Origin of the sequence: Mesorhizobium sp. L48C026A00 (assembly GCF_000502375.1) — a bacterium.
GTDB classification, from domain to species: Bacteria; Pseudomonadota; Alphaproteobacteria; order Rhizobiales; family Rhizobiaceae; genus Mesorhizobium; species Mesorhizobium muleiense.
In genome coordinates this window covers 485,638-510,874 of sequence record NZ_AYWU01000006.1, presented here as the reverse complement: position 1 = coordinate 510,874, position 25,237 = coordinate 485,638, and the positions used below count along the sequence as shown (strand labels likewise).

At 63.6% G+C, this 25,237-nt stretch carries 19 protein-coding genes; 9 read left to right on the top strand and 10 right to left on the bottom strand.

Annotated features, from left to right (window positions below; all coding sequences use genetic code 11):
• Positions 1-9 precede the first annotated feature (9 nt).
• The 9 genes from X738_RS56395 to X738_RS56355 form a co-directional block, all read right to left on the bottom strand.
• Complete coding sequence (locus X738_RS56395; protein WP_245277642.1) at positions 10-696, bottom strand: FkbM family methyltransferase; 687 nt, start codon at positions 694-696, stop codon at positions 10-12.
• 76 nt (positions 697-772) lie between these two features.
• Positions 773-1,990, bottom strand: coding sequence for a hypothetical protein (locus X738_RS56390; RefSeq protein ID WP_023798916.1), 1,218 nt, complete (start codon positions 1,988-1,990; stop codon positions 773-775).
• Positions 1,991-2,011: 21 nt separating this feature from the next.
• A complete protein-coding gene (locus X738_RS56385) occupies positions 2,012-3,484 on the bottom strand; it encodes an aspartate aminotransferase family protein (RefSeq protein WP_023798915.1) in 1,473 nt (490 codons plus the stop codon).
• 23 nt (positions 3,485-3,507) lie between these two features.
• Positions 3,508-4,515 (bottom strand): NAD-dependent epimerase/dehydratase family protein, encoded by a 1,008-nt coding sequence (locus X738_RS56380; RefSeq protein WP_023798914.1) that lies wholly within the window; start codon positions 4,513-4,515, stop codon positions 3,508-3,510.
• A complete protein-coding gene (locus X738_RS56375; protein ID WP_023798913.1) occupies positions 4,512-4,958 on the bottom strand; it encodes an EamA family transporter in 447 nt (148 codons plus the stop codon). Before X738_RS56375 ends, X738_RS56380 begins: the two co-directional genes overlap by 4 nt.
• Before the next feature lie 120 nt (positions 4,959-5,078).
• Positions 5,079-6,431, bottom strand: a complete 1,353-nt coding sequence (locus X738_RS56370; protein ID WP_031254774.1) for an FAD-binding oxidoreductase — start codon at positions 6,429-6,431, stop codon at positions 5,079-5,081.
• 2 nt (positions 6,432-6,433) lie between these two features.
• Positions 6,434-7,867 carry a UbiA family prenyltransferase gene (locus X738_RS56365; RefSeq protein WP_023798911.1) on the bottom strand — a complete coding sequence of 478 codons (1,434 nt, stop codon included), beginning with the start codon at positions 7,865-7,867 and terminating at the stop codon, positions 6,434-6,436.
• 260 nt (positions 7,868-8,127) lie between these two features.
• Entirely contained in the window at positions 8,128-8,391 is a 264-nt protein-coding gene (locus tag X738_RS56360; protein WP_023798910.1) for a hypothetical protein, read from the bottom strand.
• Positions 8,392-8,575: 184 nt separating this feature from the next.
• The gene (locus X738_RS56355) at positions 8,576-11,065 is read right to left on the bottom strand and encodes a mechanosensitive ion channel family protein (RefSeq protein WP_023798909.1); all 2,490 of its coding nucleotides are present in this window, start codon (positions 11,063-11,065) and stop codon (positions 8,576-8,578) included.
• A gap of 216 nt (positions 11,066-11,281) precedes the next feature.
• On the opposite strand from X738_RS56355, the gene X738_RS56350 reads away from it, so the two are divergent.
• The 4 genes from X738_RS56350 (at position 11,282) to X738_RS56335 (ending at position 16,496) form a co-directional block, all read left to right on the top strand.
• The gene (locus X738_RS56350) at positions 11,282-12,541 is read left to right on the top strand and encodes a sarcosine oxidase subunit beta (RefSeq protein ID WP_023798908.1); all 1,260 of its coding nucleotides are present in this window, start codon (positions 11,282-11,284) and stop codon (positions 12,539-12,541) included.
• 88 nt (positions 12,542-12,629) lie between these two features.
• Positions 12,630-12,926 (top strand): sarcosine oxidase subunit delta, encoded by a 297-nt coding sequence (locus X738_RS56345; RefSeq protein WP_023798907.1) that lies wholly within the window; start codon positions 12,630-12,632, stop codon positions 12,924-12,926.
• Entirely contained in the window at positions 12,923-15,916 is a 2,994-nt protein-coding gene (locus X738_RS56340; RefSeq protein WP_023798906.1) for a sarcosine oxidase subunit alpha, read from the top strand. The genes X738_RS56345 and X738_RS56340 overlap by 4 nt, the downstream gene beginning before the upstream one ends.
• Positions 15,909-16,496 (top strand): sarcosine oxidase subunit gamma, encoded by a 588-nt coding sequence (locus X738_RS56335; protein ID WP_023798905.1) that lies wholly within the window; start codon positions 15,909-15,911, stop codon positions 16,494-16,496. The genes X738_RS56340 and X738_RS56335 overlap by 8 nt, the downstream gene beginning before the upstream one ends.
• 37 nt (positions 16,497-16,533) lie before the next feature.
• Here X738_RS56335 and X738_RS56330 read toward each other — a convergent pair whose 3' ends face one another.
• On the bottom strand, positions 16,534-17,238 hold the full coding sequence (locus X738_RS56330) for a nitroreductase (RefSeq protein ID WP_023798904.1): 705 nt from the start codon (positions 17,236-17,238) through the stop codon (positions 16,534-16,536).
• A 305-nt stretch (positions 17,239-17,543) separates the two neighbouring features.
• Here X738_RS56330 and X738_RS56325 point away from each other — a divergent pair, with 305 nt between their 5' ends.
• From X738_RS56325 to X738_RS56305, 5 genes are read left to right on the top strand one after another with little or no spacing between them, the layout of a single operon-like run.
• A complete protein-coding gene (locus X738_RS56325; protein ID WP_031254773.1) occupies positions 17,544-18,131 on the top strand; it encodes a helix-turn-helix domain-containing protein in 588 nt (195 codons plus the stop codon).
• Between the two features lie 16 nt (positions 18,132-18,147).
• Positions 18,148-20,601 (top strand): GcvT family protein, encoded by a 2,454-nt coding sequence (locus X738_RS56320; protein WP_023798902.1) that lies wholly within the window; start codon positions 18,148-18,150, stop codon positions 20,599-20,601.
• Complete coding sequence (locus tag X738_RS56315; protein WP_023798901.1) at positions 20,598-21,497, top strand: homocysteine S-methyltransferase family protein; 900 nt, start codon at positions 20,598-20,600, stop codon at positions 21,495-21,497. Before X738_RS56320 ends, X738_RS56315 begins: the two co-directional genes overlap by 4 nt.
• Positions 21,497-22,678 carry a pyridoxal phosphate-dependent aminotransferase gene (locus tag X738_RS56310; RefSeq protein ID WP_023798900.1) on the top strand — a complete coding sequence of 394 codons (1,182 nt, stop codon included), beginning with the start codon at positions 21,497-21,499 and terminating at the stop codon, positions 22,676-22,678. The genes X738_RS56315 and X738_RS56310 overlap by 1 nt, the downstream gene beginning before the upstream one ends.
• Positions 22,675-25,134: a GcvT family protein gene (locus X738_RS56305; protein ID WP_031254772.1), complete on the top strand. Its 2,460-nt coding sequence runs from the start codon at positions 22,675-22,677 to the stop codon at positions 25,132-25,134. Before X738_RS56310 ends, X738_RS56305 begins: the two co-directional genes overlap by 4 nt.
• Positions 25,135-25,237 lie beyond the last annotated feature (103 nt).

The following is a 25,237-nucleotide window of genomic DNA, read 5'->3' as shown; positions in this document are numbered from 1 at the left end:
GGCCCGGGGCTACCCCTCAGGCGAAGGCCCAGATGTCCTCGGCCTGGAAGCCGACCTGGTAGCCGGGGTCTTCAACTTGACCACGACCTGGCCGATCTCGGCCGCCGGCAACGCACCAACCTCGACCTTGATCATGCCGGGACGGTAGCGCTCGAGGTCGAGCTGCTCGAAGACGATCCAGTCGGCGCCTTCGCAATCGACAAGGAAGGCGTCGATATGGGTGATGCCGTTGCGGTCGAGCAGCGTCTGCAATGTCTCCGACGGCACTTCGATATCCCTGAGGTGCGGCGCGAATTTATTGAAGTTGGCATCGGCCTGGCCCCAGGCATTCTTGCCCGACATCAGATTGGTGTCGGTCACCGACGAGCAGCCGATGAACTCGATCGGCAGCGTGCCAGCCTCGAGTGCGGCGGCATCGAAGGTGTGGACCGTGATCGTTCCCTTGCTCTTCGTCACCGCGACCGGCTCGATGATGAAGCGGCCCGTATCGGTATAGTTGGCGCGCAACCGCTTCTGGTTGTGCGGGATCGGCTCGACCAGTATGGCGCGAGCGTGCGGGATGCGGTGCAGCCACGGCGTCACATCGTCGAACAACACGCCATCGCAGGCGCCGATATTGACCATCTGGAACCGCCTTTTTGCCCCACTGAGGCGCGCCTTCAGCGCGGCCTTCGCCAGGAACTTCGTACCGCGCATCGACGGCCCGCGATCGAGGATGCCAGCGGGGGGAGGCCGAGCGACAGCGCGATGCGCGCCAGGCTGGAAACGGAACTCATGACTTGTCTCCAGGAATGACGTGCAATGGCGCGGCGCCGCGCCCTTTGGTGCTCGCTGATGCCCACAACGCCATGAATGGCCCGGCGAGCAGCAGGAATGGCGGGATCAGATTGGGAAAATAGATGCGGGTGTCGTGGATCGGGAAGACCGTGAATTTGGCCAATACGCCGAGCACCAATGCCGCAAACAGAATGCCGGCGCGGCGGTCGAGCTTGAAGCCGGCACGGCTTGAGGCATACCACCCCGCCAGCGCCATCACCGAGACGCCGACCCAGTTGTTCAGGCTGACGGCACGGATCAGGGAGGCGGCAAAAGCCCGGAGGTAGGCGACAGCCGAGAACGGCGGATCGAAGCCGGCCATATTGTAGTGCTGCTCGATCGAGGAGAACCACAGATGCGGCCACCAGCCGGGATGCTGCGCCCAGTGCGAGATGGCGAAATAGGCGACGAGCGAGGCGGCAAAGCCGGCCAGCGCGCCCCACGCCTTCTGCCGGAAGACCAACAGCAGCACGGCAAAAATAGCAAGGAAAACAATATTGTCGGGCCGAGCCATGAAAGCGAGGAAGAGCAGGATCGCGGTGGCCACTTCACGACCGCGCCTATAGGCAAAGAGCCCGCCGAGGAACAGCGCTGAGCACAGCAGGTCAGGCGTCAACGCCCGCGCCGCGTCGCCGAAATCGGCCATCATCAGCACCGCGCCGAGAACCGGCGCCAGCGCCAGCGCGCCCTCTGAGCGCAGCCAGAGCAGCGCGATCGCGCCGAACAGCAGCACCGAGAACACCTGCAGCAGCCGCATTGCCGCGATCGGCGACATCGCCGAGCTCATCGTCGACAGGATCTCGGCGTAAAGGAACTTGATCCGGTACATGCCGAGCAGCGAATGGAAATCGGCGGCATTCCCGGCCATATGACTGCGGAAGCCGCCGCCATCATCGGTCAGCGCCTTGTAGTCGCTCGCCGATAGGCCGTCCCTGACCGTGCCATAGGCATAATCGTGCAGCGCCTGCACATCGCGATAGGTGCCCTCCTCGGCGATCGCAAGGTAGGGCAGCATGTCCCAATTGGCGTCAGGCATGAACCATGCCGTCGCCGCGGTCAGCAGGATGTAGAGCGCGAAGGCAGCNAGACGCGCATATGTGCCCTCGCCCCATGCCAGACTGGCCTTGGTCAGCCGGTCGAGCAGGTTTGTCGGAGCCGGAGACTTGCTCAGCATGGTCTCGCTCGGCGCACCTGGCTAACGAACCTGGCTTTTGACGAAATCCTTCACGATCGACACGATGCCGCGCGACAACAGGCTGTCGAGCGCCTCGACGAAGCGGTCGACATGTTCGCGCTGGCAGATCAGCGGCGGTTCGAGACGGATGACGTTGCGGTTGTATTCGGTGAAGGCAACGAGCACGTCATAGTCACGCAGCAGCAAAGCACCAATAAAACCGGACAAGGATCCCTTCAGCTTGTCGTCAAGCACGCTGACCACAGGCCGCAGCACCATCGGCAAGGTCTGCGAAAAGTCGTGGAATTCCAGCCCGACCATAAGGCCTTTGCCGCGGACCTCCTTGATGATCTTCGGGTATTTTTCCCGCAACGTCTGCAGGCGTTGCAGCAGATAGTCGCCGGTGACCGCGGCGTTGTCGATCAGCCCCTCGTCGTAAAGCACGTTGAGCGCCTCGATCGAGGTGACGCAGGCCTCGCCCATGCCGCCGAAGGTGGCCATGGCGTGGATCATCGCAGTCTTCGGCGTGCCGTAGGCCTTCATATAGACCTCGCGCCTGGCGATCATCGCGCCGACCGCCGCCTTGCCGCCACCGAGCGACTTTGCCAGCGCCGTCACGTCCGGAACGACGCCGTAGTGCTCGAAGGCATAGAAGCGGCCGGAGCGGCCATAGCCGCACTGCACCTCGTCGGCGACCCACAGAACACCGTATTGGTCGCAGAGCGCACGCAGCTTCTGCCAGTATTCGGCAGGCGCCTGGATGATCCCGCCGCCGCCCTGGATGGTTTCGAGCACGATGACGCCGACCTCGGGATCGGAGCGGAACGTGCGCTCGACCGCTTCGACGTCGCCGAACGGAATGCGCATGACATTGTCGGCCATCTTGAAGTCGGCGCGATAGAGCGAGCCGTCGGTGATCGCCAGCACGCCCTTGGTCTTGCCGTGGAAGGAATTCTCGGCATAGACGATTTTCGGCCGCTTCGGGCCGGCGGCGCGCTCGGCGAGCTTCACCGCCGCCTCCATGGCTTCGGAGCCGGAAGAGCCCAGAAACACCATGTCGAGGTCGCCGGGCGAGCATTTGGCGAGATTGTGCGCCAGCGCCGCCGCATATTGCGACATGAAGGCGATGGCGATCTCGTGCCGCTTCTCCTCCTGGAACTTTTTGCGCGCCTCGAGAAGGCGCGGATGATTGTGGCCGAAGGCCAGCGAGCCGAAGCCGCCGAAGAAATCGAGGATCTTGCGGCCGTTCTGGTCGATGTAGAACATGCCTTCGGCGCGCTCGACCTTGATCTTGTGGAAGCCGAGCAGCTTCATGAAATGCAGCTGGCCGGGGTTGAGATGCGCCTTGAACAGGTCGGTCATGCGCGCGACGTCCATCGCCTTGGCCTGCTCGACGCTGATCAGATCGGGCTTGGCGGTGGTGGCGGGCGAAAGCGCCGGCGCGCTGACCGTGGCGCGCGCAGTCGTGTGGTCTGGCTTGGTCATCACGGTCATCTCAAGAGTCTCCTGCTGGCCCGTCACTCGGCGGGCACATGTTTGGCGGCGACGGCATGGCCGTCTTTCTTGGCGCGATATTCGCTGTAGGCGGCGATCAGCATGTCCTCGTCGCGATATTGCGGCACCCAGCCGAGCTGGCGTTCGGCCTTGGACACGTCGAGCACGCAGTCCTCGTCGGCGATCAGATACTGCTCCGGATCCATGATCGGCATGTTCAAGAGGTCGAGCAGGTCGAGCGTTCGCTTGACTGCCCAGCCCGGGGTCGGGATCAGGATCGATTTCGAGCCGGCATGCCTGATCAGGTCGCCGAGCAATTTCCGGACCGGCGGCGGGTTGAGCGAGCCGAGATTATAGGCCTCATCAGGCACGCCGGCCTTCCACGCGGCGCGCGCCGCCTCGGCGCAGTCGAACACCGAGATGAACTGATACGGGTTCTTGCCCGAGCCGATCATCGGCACCGGAAGGTTCCAGTCGATCAGCTTGAACAGTTTTTCGAGGATGCCGAGGCGGCCGGGGCCGATGATCAGGCGCGGCCGAAACAGCGAGATCGACATGCCGCGCTTGCGCCATTCGACGGCCAGTTCCTCGGTCTTCTGCTTCGACCAGCCATACTCGCCGAGCGGCGCAACCGGGTGTTCCTCGGTCATCGGCTGCGTGACCGTGTGGCCGTAGATCATGTCGGTCGTGTAATGGACGAGCTTGGGCGCGCCGGCTCTGTCCATCGCCTGCATGATGTGCTCGGTGCCGTGGAAATTCACCGGGAAGAAGAATTCGTGGCGCCTGGCGCGCACCTGGATCGGCGACAGCATTTTCGCCGACAGATTATAGACCATGTCGTCGGCCTTCAGCCCGACCGAATCGACCGAGGCCGGATCGGTGACGTCGCACCCGACATATCGGGCGGAGCGGTAATGCGGCAGGTCGCTTTTAGCGATATCGGCGACGACCACCTCCTCGCCGTCGGCCAGAAGTTTTGGGGCAAGGTGGCGGCCGACGAAACCGTCGCCGCCGAAGATCACATGTCTCATCGAACGATCCCACTGTGAATCTTGTCGGACGAAAGGGAGGCGGTTTCCTCGTCATGCCCGCGACCACCCAAATCCCGGCCGCTTTGGGCGATCAGCACCGTGCCGACGCAGATGAAAGCGATGCCGGCGATACGCCAGCCATTGAGGTCTTCGCGGAAAATGAAATAGGCGAAGATCGCAACGGCGACATAGGCGAGACTGAGGAACGGATAGGCGAAGCTGAGCTCTACTTTGGACAGCACATAGAGGTGCGACGCCATCGAGATGACGAAGGTGCACAGGCCGAGGAAAATCCATGGGCTGAAGACGATCTGCAACAGCTTCAGCAACGGATTGGCGCCTTCGAAGGAAATCGAACCGAGTGACATCATGCCCTGCTTCAGCATGAGTTGCGCGGCGGCATTGGTCATGACCGTGAACAGAATGAAGACGATGTATTTCATGTTTTTTCCATCAACCCTCCCCCGTCCTATTGAAAACCTCCAAACATTTCGTGAAGCACAAAAAGTCTTGAGGAAAGCTTGAGTTATCGACGCATTAACCACGACCTATTCGAATGTTATCTATTCCGCGGCTTCGGCGGTTCCGTGTCGCGCCTCGAGCTTTTTCGCCGTTCGCGCCCAGAAACTCGACATGAAGGCGGGATCGCGGATCGCTTCGAGGCGTTGCCATTCCGGAAAGGAGGCTGCGAAAACGTCGTCGCCCATGCGGGCGTCCTTGTAGGGATTGATCGCGCCACCGGCCTCGACTGTGATTTGGTCGAGTTCCTTCAGCAGCGCCAGCGTCGCCCGGCCACGGTTGGGGAAATCCAGCGTCAGCGTGAAACCCGGCCGCGGGAACGACAGCAGTGCCGGCGAGCGGACCCCGCCGAAGCGCTTCAGGACTGTGAGGAACGAGCCCTGCCTGGCCCGTTTTGCCGCCGCAAGCAACGTCGGCACCACTCGGCGCGCGACGTCTTGCGGCATCACGCTCTGGTGCTGGAAAAGCCCGTTCGGCCCATAGAGCCGGTTCCAGTTGCCGACGCCGTCGAGCGGAAAGAAGAAACCCTGGTACCCGACCTGGCGCGGCGCCGTCGACCGGCCTTTCTTCCACCGGTAGGCGGCATTGAACGCAGTCAGGAACGGCCGGTTGAGCACGTTGAACGGCGGCTGGAACGGCACCGAAAGATTTTCACCGGCCCGCAAGGCCACATGGGAGCCATGCTCGGCGTGATTGCCGGTGAACAGCAGCCCGCGCCCGCGACTTTGGCCGCCGGCAAGCTGGTCGATCCAGGCGACGACGTATTCGTTGGCCTGATCGGCCGCTTCTGCAAGTTCGAAGAACTCGCCGAGATCACGGAACGGCGTCACCTTCTCGATGATGTCGAGCGATGGCACCCTCATCAGCCGGATCGATGCGGACAGTATCAGGCCAGTCAGCCCCATGCCGCCGATCGTCGCCGCGAACTGGCGTTCATTCTCGGTGGCCGAGCAATAATGGGCCTGTGCGTCTGATCTGAGCAGCGTCAAGGATTCGACGTGGCAGCCGAAGGTGCCGCGCCGGTGATGATTCTTGCCGTGAACGTCGTTGGCGATGGCGCCGCCGAGCGTGACGAACTGCGTACCCGGAACGACGGCGGGAAAGAAGCCGTATGGCGCTGCATGGGCGATGATGTCGGACAGAAGCACGCCGGCCTCGGCCTCGATCACGCCGGTCTCGGCATTGAAGGCGCGGATCCTGTTCAGCGGCCGCATATCGACGATCGTGCCGGCTCCATTCTGGCAGGAATCGCCATAGGAGCGGCCGTTGCCGTAGGCGAGCAAAGCGTTTCTTGTCGCGTTGCCGCTCTTCAGCAGCGCAACAGCGTCGTCCGCCGGGATCACATCGAGTGCCGGTGGCGTGGCAAGACCGAAGCTCTGGAACCGCTCCTGCCCCACGTCTACCAGCCTCCGACGACCAGAAACACAGCGCCGATGAGCACGACGATCTGGCTGCGCCAGTCGCGGATGATGAAGACGACCGGATCGTCATGCATCTGGTCGCGGCGGGCGAGAATCCAGACGCGCATGGTCAGGTAAAGCACGATCGGCGCCAGCGGCCAGACCAGCCAAGGATGCGGATAAAGTTCGCGCACCGCAGCGCTGTCCATATAGAGCGCCAGCACCAGCGCCGAGGAAAAGGCCGACGCCATGCCCGCCTGGGCGACGATCTCCTGGTCTTCGGTGCGGTAGCCGCGGCCGGCAATGCGCTCGCCGGCCGGAATGGCGGTCGTGCGCAGCTCGACAAACCGCTTCACCAGCGCCAGCGACAGGAAAAAGAAGATCGAGAAGGCCAGCAGCCAGAACGAGACGTCGACCCCGGTCGCCGCGGCGCCAGCCAGAACGCGGATGGTGTAGAGACTGGCCAATGTCAGCACGTCGATCAGAAGCATGCGCTTGAACGACAGCGAATAGCCGGTGGTGATGACCATGTAGCCGCAGAGCACGCCGAGGAATTCGATCGGCAGCAGAAGCCCTGCGCCAACGCCTATTGCGAGCAGCACCATCATTGAACCGAGGCCGAACGGGATCGACAGCGCGCCGCTGGCGAATGGCCGGTTGCGCTTGGTCAGGTGTTTGCGGTCGAGCGCGAGATCGAAGAAATCATTGAGGATGTAGATGGCGGAAGCGACCGCGCTGAACGAGACGAATGCCAGCAGGCATTCCCAGATCATGTCGGCGTTGAAGTATTCGTGCGACAGCACCATCGGCACTGCGATCAGCGAGTTTTTCAGCCACTGATGAACGCGCAGCATCTTGACGATGGTTCTGAATGTCGGCTTCGGCGCCGGCATGATTTCAGCACTGTGCGCGGCCTGCCAGCGCGCGGCATGACGGTCGGGCGCGACGACGATTGCCGTGCGCGCGGCGTCGAATACCTTAAGGTCGTGCCGACTGTTGCCGGCATAGTCGAAGCCGCCATCGCCATAGGCGGCGACAAGCGAGGCGCGCTTTCTGCCTGACGTCATGTTGTGGGGGCCGTCAGTCGCCAGGACGCGATCGAATATCCCGAGATGTGCGGCGATCGCCTCGGCGAATTTACGCGGCGTCCCGGTCGCCAGCACGATCTTGCGGCCTTCGCCATGTTCGGTGCGAAGGCGCTGAAGCAGCGCCTCGCGGTAGGGCAGCGACGCAGGATCGATGTCGATGCGTTGAGCGATGGCCTGCTTCAACCGCGCCGGCCCGCCGGCGAGCCAGAACGGCACCAGGAAAACATAGAGCGGATTCTTCTTGAGAAGGATGAACAGACCTTCCCACAACAGGTCCGTCGCGATCAGCGTGCCGTCGAGATCGACAGCAAGCGGGATTGCGTTCCTGTCCGACCGCGCATCCATTCTTCGTTGCCCTGCCTAAAAGCGCATGATCCCGAAAGCCGACCTATCGGAAAGGATCAGGCGCCGATCCAAAACCCCATGCTTCGGCGTCTTCGGCCCGATATAGCGGGCAACAGCGCAGCGATCGTTAAAGCGTCCGGCCCGGCCTGGCTTGCCTGACGGTATTTTCCCTTTCATCGTTAAGTTTCGATAACCCGAAACGATCAAAGGCCGGGCATTTGCCCGGCCTTCTAAAAACTAGTCAACGTTTTTTGACGCGGTTACTTGATGCGGGCGACGCCGCCAGAGATTTCGATTGTTTCCGAACCGGTCAGCGCTTCGAGGTCGCCATTCGGCATGGTAACGAAACAGCCGGTCGGGCAGAATTCAGCGGTTTCGCCGGCGGCCAGCGCCAGCTCCGTCTTGCCACCGCCTTCGGTCACGACGAGTGTGCGGGTCTCGGCGTCCTTGTTGGTGGCGCTGGCGGCAAAGGCTGAACCGCCCACGGCAAGAAAAGCGATGGCGGCGACGAGCGACTTCCACATTTGCAGTATCGGTGTTGCCACCGCCTCTGTTGCATTTCGCAAGGCATTCCCGCCCTTTGCATGTGAGCTTATATGAGATGCAAGCTGAACGGCAACTGAATGCCGCATTCATGCCGCAATTGCTTTGGCTGCGTCGGAAGCGCAGGTATCAGCCGTTCGCAGGCCGGCTGAATATCAATAAACCCTAATCGGGATCCGGCTTGCGGGTCTTGCGCCCGGATCTGGCCAGGCGTTTCGTCTCGGCCACGGCTTCCGCCTTTGCTTGCTCCTGTTCGGCAAAATCGACTTCGATCTTGTCGTCATCGATCGGCCACGCCTCATGCTTCTTGGTCTCGACGACGGCGCGCGGCGCCGACGGAATTTCGATATGCTGATCGGCGAACTCGTCGAGGACGGCAAACCGAATGTCGTTCTGCACGATGTTGCCGTTCATCACGTCGGCCAGGAACACACGGATTTCGAATTCGAGAGCGGCCGCCCCGAAATTGGTGAACAGCACGAAGGGTTCCGGATTTTTCAGCACCAGCGGATGACCGCGCGCAATCTCCAACAGCACAGCATGGGCCTGCTTGACGTCGCTGCCGTAGGCGACGCCGACCTTGATGTCGATGCGACCGAGCTTGTTGCGGTGCGTCCAGTTGCCGACCGCATTGTTGATCAGGTTTGAATTGGGCAAGATCACCGACTGCCGCTGGAACGTCTCGATCTCGGTAGCGCGCACGCTGATCTTCTTGACCGTGCCGCTGATCTCACCGGCGACGATCCAGTCGCCGACCTTGAACGGCCGCTCGGCCAAGAGGATCAGGCCGGAGACGAAGTTGGAGACGACATTCTGCAGGCCAAAGCCGATACCGAGCGACAGGGCGCCGGCGACAAGCGCCAGGTTGGAGAGATCGATGCCCGCCGCCGAGACGCCGACGAGGGCTGCGAGCGCGACGCCGGCATAGCCGACCGCCAGCCGGATCGAGTTGCGCACGCCGGTATCGACCTTGCCGCGCGCCATCACCGAGCCGTCGAGCCAGCCCTGGAACCAGCGCGTCAGGAAATAGCCGATGATGAAGACGACGATGCCGGTGAGGATGCCGGTCACCGAGATCGTCACGGAGCCGACGGTGAGGCCCGTCGCCAGCTTGTAGGCCCAGGCCTCGATGTCGCCGGGCTGGAAGCCCCACATCAACAGGATCAGCGGCAGGAACACCAGCACGATCATCAGGTTGATGGCGACGCTGACGACCAGGCCGAGCTGGTCGAGCGCGGACTCCTCATAACTGGAATTGGTCGATAGCCAGCGCCCGATCGACGTGTTGGCAAAGCCACCTTCCTCGCTGATCGCCCGCGCTGACAGGAAGCCGATATAGGCGGTCACCAGAATGGTACCGGTGACCACGACCTGCAGCGAGACGAAGATGGCAAGGCCGATATAGCCGAGCAGCGCCGTGGCAATGGTGAAAAGGCCTAGCGCGACAGCGGTGTAGCGCAGCCACGCCGGCCAGGGGCGCCAGCTTCCGTCGGTGGCCTTGAACGGCTTCAGCAGCGCCATCAGGATCAGGATGATGCCGACGATGACGGTGGCGACAAAACTTCTGGCGATGGTCAGAGACAGCGGCGAGCCCATCGTGTCGTTGACCACCGACAGGAAATAGTTGACGCCGATCACCACCGCCATGGCGGTCGTCAGCCGCACCAGCCAGCGTGCCGGGCCTGATTCAACGGGGATGAGCCGCCAGTTCGGCAGCCGCGGCTCCAGCGTCGCATTGGCCAGTCGGTTGACGCAGAACACCACCGCGATGACCCCGACCAGCGCCTTCAGGAAAACGCCAATGTCGCCGCGCAACACATTGTAATAGTTGAAAAAGAACACGGTCGAGACCAGGAAGACGCCGACCGCCAGCGTCGGCAGCAATGTCGACCAGAACGCCACCGACAACCGGCTGAGATAGGACGGATCTTCGACCGACGGGTCCGCTTCGAAGATACGCCCGAACAAACGCCGCCCACCGACAAAAAGCACCGCCGCCAGGGAAAGCGCCGTCAAGGTCGCGGCCAGCACGGCCTGGAACTTGAACTTGAAGACAAAGGCCAGCCACGACGACACTGCCTTGCTGAAGCCGGTAAATTCACCATTGGCATCGGAAATGACTTCAGGGCTCAACGCGTCGGACAGCACGTAGCGCTTGGTGAGCAGATTGCGAAACAGCTCGCTGCGCATATTGGCGATCTTGGCGATGAGGCCGCTGATTCGGATCGACAGGTTTTGCGCCGCGGCGATGACAGCATTGATCTCGGCCTTTTCGGACGCCAGCGCCTGGCGTTCGCTGGTCACGATGTCGGGTTCGGGTGGCTGGCCCGCGGCCGGCGGCGCCGCGAGCTGATCGAGCCTTGCGTTGATCTCCGAAAGGCGCGGGCGGAAGACAAGCGCGCTGTCCAGCGCACCTCGCGACATTTCCTCGAGCTGCAGGCGGATGTCGACAAGGCTGGCGTCGTCGTCACCGTCCTCCTGGATTTTCTTTTCGAGATTGTCGGTCCTCGTCGTCAGGTCCTGCAGGATTTTCTGCTGGTCGGCGACCACTCCAGAGGCAGCCTGCTCAAGCCCCTGCGCCGCCGCATCAAGCGACAGCGGCGCCGAGGCGACGATCGCCAGGACCAGAACGAAGCGGAGCAGTCGGAAAAGCATGATCGTTTGGCGACTCACAGGCGGTAAGGCGTTCTAAAGCTCGCCTTTGATAAAGACGCTGATACCGGGGAGCAAGCCGTCCCGCCCTGCCCGCCCTTCGGAGTCGGCCAGTCGAAAAGCGATGGCGCAATATTGGCTTTGCGGCAGCGGCCTGCTCTATAATGTGCCGCATCGCCCAAAACGGCTGACGAAAAGCCAGAACGGACAACAAAAAGAATGGCGGAATATTCGGCCTTCTCGCTTCTCAAAAATGCGCTGACCGGCAACAAGGACTGGAAACCGGCCTGGCGCAAGCCGGACCCGAAGGCGTCCTACGACGTGATCGTCATCGGCGGTGGCGGCCATGGCCTGTCGACCGCCTATTATCTCGCCAAGGAGCACGGCATCACCAACGTGGCAGTGCTGGAAAAGGGCTGGCTCGGCTCCGGCAATGTCGGCCGCAACACGACAGCCGTCCGCTCCAACTACCTGCTGCCGGCCAACACGCGCTTCTACGAACATTCGATGAAGCTGTGGGAGAACCTGTCGCACGATCTCAACTACAACGTCATGTTCTCGCAGCGCGGCTGCCTCAACCTCGCGCACACGCCCGCCCAGCTCGACGATTTTGCCCGCCGCGGCAACGCCATGCGCCATCTCGGCGTCGACGCCGAACTGATGACCACGGCCGAGATCGCGCGCCTGGTGCCGGCGCTGGACGTCTCCGCCACGGCGCGCTTCCCAATCGTCGGCGGCCTGATGCAGCGGCGCGCCGGCACCGCCCGGCACGATGCCGTCGCCTGGGGCTATGCGCGCGGCGCCGACCGCCGTGGCGTCGACATCATCGAGAATTGCGAGGTCACCGGCTTCCTGCGCGACGGCGAACGCATATCGGGCGTCACGACCTCGCGCGGCGAGGTCCGCGCCAGGAAGGTGGCGGTCGCGGTGGCCGGCAGCACCGGGCAGGTCATGCGGCTCGCCGGCATCGATACGATGCCGATCGAGAGCCACGTGCTGCAGGCCTTCGTGACGGAATCGCTGAAGCCGTTCATCAACACGGTCCTGACTTTCGGCATGGGCCATTTCTACATGTCGCAGTCGGACAAGGGCGGCCTTGTCTATGGCGGTGACCTCGACGGCTACAACAGCTACGCCCAGCGCGGCAGTTTGCCTGTTGTCGACGAGGTGATGAGCGAGATGCTGGCGCTGTTTCCGGGTCTCGCCCGGGTTCGCATGCTGCGCTCCTGGGGTGGCGTTTGCGACATGTCGATGGACGGTTCTCCCATCATCACCACCGGCCCGCTGCCGGGCATGTATCTCAACTGCGGCTGGTGCTACGGCGGCTTCAAGGCGACGCCGGCCTCCGGCTGGTGCTTTGCGTGGACCATAGCCAAGGATGAACCGCACGACATCAACGCGCCCTTCACCCTGGATCGCTTCCATCGCGGCCTGGTGATCGACGACAAGGGCCAGGGCGCGACGCCGCGGCTGCATTAGACCATGATCCCGAACCGCAGGTCGGCGTAACCAAGAGTGGAAACCGGTTTTCGGCCAAGATCATGGTCAAACGAGAAGATACAATCGCATGCTGATTACCTGCCCCTATTGCGGCCCGCGCGACGTCATCGAGTTCACCTATCAGGGTGACGGCAACCGCGAGCGCCCTCAGCCTGCCTCGCAGGACCTCGATACCTGGAATGCCTATGTCTATGACCGATTGAACCCGGCGGGTGACCACAACGAGATCTGGCAGCATTCCGGCGGCTGCCGCGCCCATCTCAGGGTCGTGCGCAACACGCTGACACACGAGATCTCCAGCGTCGCGTCCACGCGCGGCGACCACAAAGTGGCTGCCCGGCACAAGGCGGAGGCCAAGTCATGAGCCCGCGCCGCACCGATGCCGGTGGCCGGATCGACCGGCTGCGAACCATCCGGTTCACCTTCGACGGCGCGCCTTACACCGGCCATGCCGGCGACACCCTTGCCTCAGCGCTGCTGGCCAATGGCGTCACCCTGTTCGGACGCTCGTTCAAATATCACCGTCCTCGCGGGGTGCTGACAGCAGGCGTCGAGGAACCGAACGCCCTGGTGACGGTGTTGCGGGGCGAGGTTCGCGAGCCCAACATCGCCGCGACCATGGTCGAGATCTATGACGGGCTGACCGCCGTCAGCCAGAACCGCTTTCCATCGCTGGCCTGGGATGTCAGCGCCGCCAACCAGCTCGGCGGCAAGCTTCTGTCCGCCGGCTTCTATTACAAGACCTTCATGGGGCCCGCGATCGGCCCGCTGAAGAGCACGCGTTTCTGGATGTTCTGCGAGCATTTCATCCGCCGCGCCGCCGGTCTCGGCCGCGCCGGGACGGCTGCCGACTCGGCGCGTTGCGAGCGGATGAACGCCTTCTGCGATGTGCTGGTGATCGGTTCCGGTCCGGCCGGACTGATGGCCGCCAGGGCAGCCGCCGATCAGGGCGCGCGTGTCATCCTCAGCGAGCTCGAACCGCATTACGGCGGCTCGGCCAACTGGTCGGGCGAGACGATCGACGGGATGCCCGGGGCCGACTGGGCAGCGCGAGCCGCCGGCCAGCTCGAAGGCTACGACAATGTCCGCCTGCTGCCACGCACCACGGTCTGGGGCTATTACGACGGCAACACGCTCGCCGCGCTTGAACGGGTTGCCGACCACAAGGAGAGGCCCGGCAAGGGCGAACCACGCCATCGCTACTGGATCATTCGCGCCAAGTCGGTGGTGCTGGCCACCGGCTCCTTCGAGCGGCCGCTGGTGTTTCCGGGCAACGATCGGCCGGGAGTGATGCTGGCGCATGCCGCCGAACGCTACGCCAACGAGTACGGCGTGTTGGCGGGCAACAGGATCGCACTGTTCACCAACAATGACAGCGCCTATCGCTCCGCCCTGACGCTGAAGAAGGCCGGTGCGGCGATTGTCGCCATCGTCGACGTGCGGTCGGAGCTTTCGAGCAGGATGCGCGAACTCGCCGATGAAGCGGAAGCCAAGATCCTTTTCGGTCACGCCGTGGTCGCCACCGAAGGCGGCAAGGCGCTGTCCGGCGTCAAGGTGCAGCGCTTCGACATGGTCAACGGCGCGCTTGCCGGCGAGGCGCGCAGCATTCAAGCCGACTGCCTGCTGATGTCGGGAGGCTGGTCGCCGACCATCCATCTGGCCAGCCAGGCCGGCGCCAAGGCGGAATGGAATGCCGCCAGACAAGCCTTCCTGCCACCGAAGCCAACCCAGCAATGGATTGGCGCCGGCGCTTTCACCGGCAGCTTTTCCACCGCCGAGGCAATCGCCGAAGGCCGCGCCGCCGGGCTTTTGGCGGCAGGTGGAACAGGTGCGCCAACGGCCCTGCCGGTCGTCGAAGCCGCACCCGGCGGTCCCGACCCGGCGCCGGTGTTCGAGATCAGGGCCAATGGAAAAAGCTTCGTCGATTTCCAGCACGACGTGACCGCGGAGGATGTACGGCTTGCACATCGCGAAGGCTTCGTCTCGGTCGAGCATCTGAAGCGCTACACCACGCTCGGCATGGCAACCGACCAGGGCAAGAGTTCCAACATACCCGGCCTCGCCATCATGGCCGAGGCGCTGGGCAAGCCGATTCCCGAAGTCGGCACGACACGCTTTCGCCCACCTTTTTCGGCCGTGTCGATCGGCTCACTCGCCGCCGAGCGTTTCGGCGACCTGAGGCCCCAACGGTTGACGCCGATGCATGACTGGCACGTCGCCAACGGCGCGACCATGTATTCGGCCGGCCTCTGGTATCGCCCGATGATCTATGGCCATCCCGGCGAGACGATCGAGCAGGCCTATGTGCGCGAAGCCAGGGCGACGCGCGAGAGCGCCGGCATCGTCGATGTCTCGACGCTGGGCAAGATCGCCGTGCAGGGCCCGGACGCGGCGGAATTCCTCGACCAGGTTTACACCAACATGTTCTCGACATTGGCCGTCGGCAAGGCCCGCTACGGGTTGATGCTGCGCGAGGACGGCCTCGCCTTCGACGATGGCACGACGTGGCGGCTCGGCGAACAGGACTTCCTGATGACCACCACGACCGCCAATGCCGGCAAGGTGATGCAGCAACTGGAGTATTTCCTCGACGTCATCTGGCCGGGGCTTAAGGTCCATGTCACCTCGGTGACCGACGAATGGGCGGGTGCGGCGATCGGCGGGCCTAGGGCGAGAGAGATCCTTGCTGCTTGCGTCACCGGCACCGCCGTCGACAACGCAACCCTGCCTTTCATGGGCATCGTGCACGGCAAGATATCAGGCGTGCCGGTGATGATCTGCCGGCTTTCCTTCTCCGGCGAAATGGCCTTCGAAGTCTACTCCGGCGCCGGCTACGGCGCCCATGTCTGGGAAGCCTTGATCGAAGCCGGCAAGCCGTTCGGACTGGTGACCTACGGGCTTGAGGCGCTTGGCACGTTGCGCATCGAGAAAGGCCACGTCACCGGCGCCGAGATCGACGGCCGCACCAGCGCGCGAGACCTGCATCTCGACTGGATGCTATCCAGGAAGAAGCCCTTCATCGGCTCGGCGATGATGGATCGCGAGGGCCTGATCGCGCCTGGCCGCCTGGAACTCGTCGGCCTGATTTCTCAGGACAACCAGCCGCTCAACGGCGGCGCGCACATCGTCGAAGCGCTTGACGAAGCCAATCCGCACGATTCCATCGGCCACATCACCGCTTGCTGTTATTCGCCGGCGCTCGGCAAGTACATCGCGCTCGCTCTGGTCAAGGACGGCAAGGCACGGCGCGGCACGCGCGCCCATATCTCCGATCCTCTGCGCAACCGGTTCGGCCCGGTCGAGATCGTCTCCAATCACTTCTTTGATCCGGACGGGAGCCGCATGCATGGTTGAGCGCCAATCCCCGCTTGAGCTGGAGCTGCGCACCGGCTCGCATGGCGATTTCGAACACGGCATCGAGGTCATCCTCTCCGAAACCAGGCCGGGATCGATCCTGCAGCTCGCTGCCTGGCCGGGCCAGGAGAAGGCGTTGATAGCAGGCATTCGCACCGTTACCGGCCTTGCGCTGCCCGACGGCGCCGGCGCCGGCAGCACCAACGGTGTGAGGTCGGTGTTCGGTTTTGCGCCGGGAAAATTCACCGTGGTCGACGAGGCCGAGGGCCTGGCATCGGCCTTTGCCAATGTCGTCACCCCTGATATCGGCACGGTGACCGACCTGTCGCACGGCCGCACCGGGATCCGCATCGCCGGACCGAAGGCGGAATGGGTGCTGGCAAAGTTCTTCGCCATCGACTTCGCGCTGCCGGCCTTCCCGGTCGGTGCCGGCCGCTCGACCATGCATCATGATGTCTTCGCCCAAATCCAGCGCACCGGCGCCGACCAGTTCGACATCTATGTGTTCCGCTCGTTTGCGCGCTCGTTCTGGAAGGCGCTCTGTCACGCCAGCGAGGAAGTCGGCTACGAAGTGCAGTAGACCGACGCGGCGCGTCGTCACCACGCTTGGCGTCACCTCAACTGGCGAACGTCACCCACTCTTCCAGCGGCGCGCGGTCGGTGCGGAACGCGTTTTCGGGCTTGGATGTGTCCTCACGGCCAAGCGCCATGCCACAGACGACGATCTCCTCGTCGGGAATGTTGAGCACCGGCCTGATCTGCTTGTGATAGGGTGCAAAGGCCGCCTGCGGGCAGGTGTGCAGACCCCTGCCCCGCGCCGCCACCATGATGTTCTGCAGGAACATGCCGTAATCGATCCACGAGCCCTTGTTCAGCCGCCGGTCAACGGTGAAGATCATGCCGACCGGTGCGTCGAAGAAGACGAAGTTGCGGTCGTGCTGCGCGCGCATCCTGTCGACCTCACGCCGGCCGATGCCGAGCACGCTGTAGAGGCCGAACCCGTTGGCTCGCCGCCGGGTCAGATAGGGCTCGAAGAACTGGTCGGGATAGTAGCGATACTCGTCCCACTCGGCCTTTTCGGCACGGATGCCGGAGTTGAGGATGGCGTCGGTGATCCGCTGCTTGACCTCGCCCCTGGTCACGTAGACCCGCCAGGGCTGCATGTTGGTGCCCGAAGGCGCCCGCGCGGCAACGGCGAGTATGGCGCGGATCGTCTCGTCGTCGACCATGTCGGGCAGGAACGCCCGCACCGAACGGCGCGACGTGATCGCCTCGTCGACGATCGCCGCGCCATCCGTAATCTTAGTCCTGTTTTCCAGCATGGGCGTCCCTTTGCGCGTGCCACGGAAACCGGAATCGATTCCGGAAAGGATACATGCGCCGTCTAGAAATGAGAGAGCACCATTGCGGTCCAATTTGACGCATGGCGCTCTAACGCAAGCCTCGACCGGACGCCCTCACTGGCCGTTCGAGGCCAAGCCTTTGCCTGAACCGTCAAAACGGCGCAAGCAAATCTTGTGGCCCTCATGAAAATTCTCTTGATTTTTTCACGAACCTGACCCCTGATGAAATTTGCCCTCAATTTTTCACCAATTTCACCAGACAGATTTTTACCGAGAAAAAAGCTTTGACCTCAACCGCCGTCAGATCGGAGCAGGAAAACCGCGAACGGCTGCTGGCCGGCGATATCAGGGCGCTGCGCAGGGCGCGCGGGCTGACGCTTGCCGAGACCGGCCTGAAGCTCGGCCGCTCGGTCGGCTGGGTCAGTCAGGTCGAGCGCGGCCTGTCGATACCGTCGCTTAGCGATCTCAGAGGCTTCGCGGAATTGTTCGGCGTGCCGGTCAGCCTGTTCTTCAGCCACGACGTGCCCGTCGAGAACGAGCGCGGCGTGGTCGTCCGCGCCGGCAGCCGCCGCACGCTTGGCACAAGCGATTCCGGCCTGGTGGAGGAGCTTCTTTCGCCCGATCTCGGCGGTAGCTTCGAGATGCTGCGTTCGGTCTTCGCGCCGGGTGCTGAACTGAAGACCGAAGCCCGCCGGCCGACGGAGGAAGCCGGATATGTCGCTTCCGGCAGCTTCGACATCGAGATATCAGGCGTCTGGCACCGGCTTGGCGAAGGCGACTCCTTTCGCTTCGACGGCAAGCCGTTCCGCTGGCGCAATCCCGGTGCGGAGCCGGCGGTGGTCATCTGGGTGGTTTCGCCACCTGTCTACTAGAGGTCTGGAGAAGAATATGGCCGGTTTGCCGACCACGGCACGTGTGGTGATCATCGGAGGCGGTGTCGTGGGTGCGTCGGCGCTCTACCATCTCGCAAAGGCGGGCTGGACCGACTGCGTGCTCCTCGAAAAGAACGAGCTCACCTCCGGCTCGACCTGGCATGCGGCCGGCAACGTGCCGACCTTCTCCTCGTCATGGTCGCTGATGAACATGCAGCGCTATTCGACCGAGCTCTATCGCGGGCTGGCCGACGCGGTCGGCTATCCCATGAACTACCATGTCACCGGCTCGCTCAGGCTGGCCCATACAGCCCAGCGCATGCAGGAGTTTCAGCGCGCCAAGGGCATGGGCCGCTACCAGGGCATGGACATCGATGTGGTCGGGCTCGACGAGATCAAGCGCCGCTACCCGTTCATCGAAACGCATGAATTGAAGGGCGCGCTCTACGATCCGAGCGACGGCGACATCGACCCGGCGCAGTTGACCCAGGCGCTGGCCAAGGGCGCCCGCGACCTGGGTGCGAAGATCATTCGCTTCTGTCCGGTCACCGGCGTGCGCCGCGACAAGGACGAGTGGGTGGTCGAGACCGCTCAGGGCGAGATCCGCTGCGAGATCGTCGTCAACGCCGCCGGCTACCGTGCGGCCGAAGTCGGCAGGATGTTCGGCCGCGACGTGCCGATGATGGTGATGAGCCATCAATATATCCTGTTCGAGGAAATCCCCGAACTGGCCGCGTGGTCGAAGGAGCAGGGCAAGAAACTGCCGCTGCTGCGCGACGTCGACACCTCCTATTATCTGCGCCAGGAAAAGAACGGCATGAATCTCGGCCCCTATGAGCGCAATTGCCGTGCCCATTGGGTCGGCCACAACGATCCGATGTCAGACGATTTTTCGTTCCAGCTGTTCCCCGACGATCTCGACCGGCTCGAGGACTATCTGGCCGATGCCGTCGCCCGGGTGCCGATTCTCGGCACCGCCGGCCTGTCCAAGGTCATCAACGGTCCGATCCCCTACGCGCCGGACGGCAACCCGCTGATCGGCCCGATGCCCGGCGTGCCGAACGCCTTCGAGGCCTGCGTCTTCACCTTCGGCATCGCCCAGGGCGGCGGCGCCGGCAAGGTGCTGGCCGAATGGGTGACTGAAGGCCAAACCGAATGGGACATGTGGTCCTGCGATCCACGCCGCTTCACCAGCTTTGCCTCGGCCCCGGATTACTGCGTCGCCAAGGGCATGGAAATCTACGGCAACGAATACGCCATCCAGTTCCCGCGCCATGCCTGGCCGGCAGGCCGCGACCGCAAACTGTCGCCGATCCACGATCGCATCAAGGCGCTCGGCGCTTGCTTCGACGCCTATAATGGCTGGGAGCGCGCCACCTGGTACGCGCAGGCCGGCGACGACGTCTCGGAAACCGCGACGCTGACCTTCCGCCGCGACGGGCCGTGGCAGCATCGCGTGCGCGAAGAATGCCTTGCCGTGCGCGATGCCGCCGGCATTTTGGACCTGCCCGGGTTCTCCCGCTTCAATCTCGACGGTCCGGGCGCGGCCGACTGGTTGAGCCAACAGATCACCGGCCTGGTGCCGAAACCCGGCCGCATCGGCCTCGTCTATTTTGCCGACGACAAGGGCCGCATCGTCACCGAAATGTCTGCCGTTCGCCACGACGAGAATTTGATGACGCTGATCACCGCCGCGGTGGCGCAATGGCACGATTTTGAATGGCTGAAATGGCGCATGCCGAAGGACGCCTCGTTCAGGCTGGTCGACCGGACCGAGGAATACGCCACGCAGATCCTCGCCGGGCCCAATTCGCGAAAAATCCTCGCCGATGTCTGCGCCGCCGACCTTGCTCTGCCCTGGCTGACCCACCAGGAGACGACAATTGCCGGCCGTTGGGCAAGGCTGTTGCGTGTGTCCTTCGCCGGCGAACTCGGCTGGGAAATCCACACCAGGATCGACGATACCTCCACCGTGTTCGACGCCGTCTGGGCGGCAGGGCAGAAGCATGGGCTGAAGCCGTTCGGCATGTACGCACTGGATTCATTGCGGCTTGAAAAATCCTATCGCGCCTGGAAAGGCGACCTGTCGACCGACTATTCGATCCTGCAGGGTGGGCTGGAGCGTTTCGTGAAATGGGACAAGCCGGATTTCCGTGGCAAGGCGGCGCTGCAAAACGAGAAGCAGCAGGGCGTGAAGAAGCGCTTTGTCACGCTGGTCGTCGAAAACCCCGGCGACTGCGACGCGCCAACCATGTCGACGCTGTGGCATGACGGCCGGATCGTCGGCGAGACGACGTCCGGCGGCTGGGGTCATCGGATCGACAAGTCGATCGCGCTCGGCGTGCTGCGCGCCGACCTGACTGAGCCGGGAACTGCGGTCGAGGTCGAGATCTTCGGCGAGCGCTTCAAGGCGGTCGTGCAGAAGGACGAACCGCTGTGGGATCCAAACAACGAGAGGTTGCGCGCATGAATTCAGTCATTCTCACCGACGGCGGCATGGGCCAGGAACTGGTCCGCCGCAGCAGCTCCGATCCCACCCCGCTATGGTCGGCCAGGGTGCTGATCGACGAACCGGACCTGGTGCGCGACCTGCATGCGGAGTTCATTCGGGCCGGCGCCCGCGTCATCACCATCAACACCTATTCCGCAACCCCCGAGCGGCTGGCGCGCGAGGGCGCGGAAGAGCTGTTCAAGCCGCTGCAGCAGCGCGGCATAGAACTGGCAAGGCAAGCGCGCGACCAGGCCGGCGACGCGGCAATCGCCGGCTGCCTGTCGCCGCTGTTCGGCAGCTACGCACCGGCCCTGACGATATCCTTCGAGGATACGCTCGACATCTACCGCCGCATCGTTGCCGAGCAGGCCGACGGTGTCGATCTGTTCCTGTGCGAGACCATGGCGTCGGCCGAGGAGGCGCGCGCGGCTGTCACCGCCGCGTCGGAAAGCGGCAAGCCGGTGTGGGTGTCGTGGACGCTCGCCGATCACGGCGCGCCGCGGCTGCGCAGCGGCGAAACCATAGCGGCGGCAGCAAGAGCTCTCGACGGCCTGCCGGTCGCAGCCAGGCTGATCAATTGCTGCCGGCCCGAAGCCATTGCTGCAGCGCTGCCCGAACTGATCGCTCTCGGCGGGCCGGTTGGCGCCTATGCCAACGGCTTCACCTCGGTCGAGGCGCTCAAGCATGGCGGAACGGTGGAAGTGCTGCACGCCCGCCACGACCTCGATCCGGATGCCTATGCCGACCAGGCGGTCGGCTGGGTCGAGGCCGGCGCCGACATCGTCGGCGGCTGCTGCGAAGTCGGGCCGCCTCATATCGCGGCCCTGCGCGACCGGCTCGAACACGCCGGCTACGAAATTTCGGGAGTAGCATAATGCCCAGACCGTCATCGCGCATTTCCGGCATCGTGCCTTCCGGCAAGGACGGCTGGGAGGTCCATTTCGCCGCCTGGACGCGCAAGCAGGCCGGCGAGGACATCATCATGCTGTCGGTCGGCGACCATGATTTCGACACGCCGACGCAGACGATCGAAGCCTGCGTGACCGCGGTTCGCGCCAGCAATCACCACTATACCCCGCTTGCCGGCATTCCGCGCCTGCGCCAGGCCATGGCGGCGGCCTCGACCGCCTGCACCGGCGTTACGACCAACCCCGACCAGGTCATCGCCACACCGGGCGGGCAGGCGGCACTTTACGCGGCGGTGCAGGCCGTTCTCGACCAGGGCGACCATGCCATTGTGGTGGCGCCCTATTACGCGACCTACCCCAACACCTTCAGTGCGGCGGGCGCAGATTTCACCGTGGTCGAGACACCCGCCGAGGATGGTTTCCAGCCGCGCGCCGCCGACATTCGCGCAGGACTTCGGCCGAACACCCGCGCCATCCTGATCAACACGCCGAACAACCCGACGGGTGCCGTCTATTCGCGCCAGCGGCTGGAAGAGCTGGCGCAGATCTGCCGGGAGCATGACCTCTGGCTGCTGTCGGACGAGGTCTATTGGACGCTGGGCGGCGGCGAGCACGTCTCGCCGCGTTCACTGCCAGGCATGGCGGAACGCACGCTGGTCATCAATTCCATGTCGAAGAGCCACGGCATGACCGGCTGGCGGATGGGCTGGCTGAGCGGGCCCGAACAGATGATCTCGCTGCTGACCAACCTCAATCTGGTGACCACCTACGGCCTGCCGGCGTTCATCAGCCTCGCTTGCGCCGAGGCGCTGGAAAACGGCTACGGCGTCAAGGAGATCGCCGAACGCTATGCCGCACGGCGCAGCGTCGTCCTCGATGCCATGCGCGGCATGAACAACATCACCGTGCGCGGCTCCGAAGGCGGCATGTATGTCATGCTCGATATCTCGGCTCTCGAGCCGGACGACGAGAAATTCGCCTGGGCTCTGCTCGACAAGGAAAAGGTCGGCGTCATGCCCGGCTCGAGCTTCGGCGAGGCCGCCGCCGGCCATATTCGCGTCAGCCTCTGCCAGCCCGAGGCGGTGCTTCTGGAAGCAACCCTTCGCTTGCGCCGCTTCGCGTCCAGCTACCGCCGCGAGGCCGCATGACCGTCCCGTCTGCCAAAACCATTCCTCCCAAGGCGAGGGCCGTCATCATCGGCGGCGGTGTTTCAGGCTGCTCGGTCGCCTACCATCTGGCCAAGCTCGGCTGGACCGACATCGTGCTGCTCGAGCGCAAGCAGCTGACATCGGGCACGACATGGCACGCCGCCGGCCTGATCGGCCAGTTGCGCGGTTCGCAGAACATGACACGGCTGGCGAAATATTCGGCCGACCTCTACGTCAGGCTGGAAGCCGAGACCGATGTCGGCACCGGCATGCGCCAGGTCGGTTCGATCACGGTGGCGCTGACCGAGGAACGCAAGCACGAGATTTATAGGCAGGCGTCGCTCGCCCGCGCGTTCGATATCGACGTGCGCGAGATTTCGCCAAACGAAGTCAAGCAGATGTACCCGCATCTTAATGTTTCCGATGTGGTCGGCGCCGTGCATCTGCCGCTCGACGGCCAATGCGACCCGGCCAATATCGCCATGGCGCTGGCCAAGGGTGCGCGCCAGCGCGGTGCGACGATCGTCGAGAATGTGAAGGTCACCAAGGTTCACACCAGGAATGCTTGCGTCACCGGCGTTTCCTGGATGCAGGGCGACGAGCAAGGCACGATCGAGGCCGATGTCGTCGTCAATTGCGCCGGCATGTGGGCACGCGAGCTTGGCGCCCAGAACGGCGTCAGCATCCCGCTGCATGCCTGCGAGCATTTTTATCTCGTCACCGAACCGATCCCCGGCCTGACCCGGCTGCCCGTGCTGCGCGTGCCGGACGAGTGCGCCTACTACAAGGAAGATGCCGGCAAGATGATGCTCGGCGCCTTCGAGCCGGTGGCCAAGCCGTGGGGCATGGACGGCATAAGCGAAGATTTCTGCTTCGACCAGTTGCCCGAGGATTTCGAACATTTCGAGCCCATCCTCGAAATGGGCGTCAACCGCATGCCGATGCTGGCCAGCGCCGGCATCCACACTTTCTTCAACGGCCCCGAGAGTTTTACGCCTGATGATCGCTATTATCTCGGCGAGGCGCCGGAGCTTTCCGGCTACTGGATGGCGACCGGCTACAACTCCATCGGCATCGTCTCCTCAGGCGGCGCCGGCATGGCGCTGGCGCAATGGATCAATGATGGCGAAGCACCCTTCGATCTGTGGGAGGTCGACATCCGCCGCGCCCAGCCGTTCCAGAAGAACCGCCGCTATCTCAGAGAGCGCGTCTCCGAGACGCTCGGCCTGCTCTATGCCGACCATTTTCCCTACCGGCAGATGGCGACCTCTCGGAACGTCAGGCGCTCCCCGCTCCATGAACATCTGAAGGCACGCGGCGCGGTGTTCGGCGAGGTTGCCGGCTGGGAGCGGGCCAACTGGTTCGCGCGTGAGGACCAGGAGCGCGAGTACCGCTATTCCTGGAAACGGCAGAACTGGTTCGACAACCAGCGCGACGAACATCTGGCGGTCCGAAACGGCGTCGGCCTGTTCGACATGACCTCGTTCGGCAAGATCCGTGTCGAGGGCCGCGATGCCTGCGCCTTCCTGCAGAGGCTTTGCGCCAACGACATCGACGTGGCGCCGGGCAAGATCGTCTACTCCCAGATGCTCAACAAGCGCGGCGGCATCGAGAGCGACCTTACCGTCTCGCGGCTATCGGAAACGGCTTACTTCCTCGTCGTGCCGGGCGCCACGCTACAGCGTGATCTCGCCTGGTTGAAAAAACATCTCGCCGATGAATTCGTCGTCATCACCGATGTCACCGCGGCCGAGGCCGTGCTCTGCCTGATGGGCCCGGATTCGAGGAAGCTGATTCAAAAGCTGAGCCCGAACGATTTCTCCAACGAAACCAATCCGTTCGGAACGTTTCAGGAGATGGAAATCGGCATGGGGCTGGCCCGCGCCCATCGGGTGACCTATGTCGGCGAACTCGGCTGGGAGCTTTACGTCTCGACCGACCAGGCCGCACACGTGTTCGAGGCGATCGAGGCGGCCGGCGCCGATGTCGGCCTGAAGCTTTGCGGCCTGCACACGCTGGATTCCTGCCGCATCGAAAAGGCCTTCCGGCATTTCGGCCACGACATCACCGACGAGGACAATGTGCTGGAGGCAGGCCTTGGATTCGCAGTGAAGACTGCCAAGGGCGATTTTCTTGGCCGCGATGCCGTGCTGAGAAAAAAAGAAACCGGATTGAACCGGCGGCTGGTGCAATTCCGCCTGAAAGACACGCAACCCTTGCTCTTCCACAACGAAGCGATCCTGCGCGACGGCAAGATTGTCGGCCCGGTCACCTCGGGCAATTACGGCCATCATCTCGGCGGCGCTATCGGCCTCGGCTACGTGCCTTGCCAGGGCGAGAGCGAGGCGGATGTGCTGTCGTCTTCCTACGAGATCGAGGTCGCCGGCGAGCGCTTCGCCGCGGAAGTGTCGCTGAAGCCGATGTATGATCCGAAGGCGGAACGGGTGCGGATCTAGGGCGCCCTTCCCTTCTCCCCTTGTGGGAGAAGGTGGCCGAGCGAAGCTCGGTCGGATGAGGGGTGTTCCAGCTTGGCACCCCCGCACTCCGTCGAGCACCCCT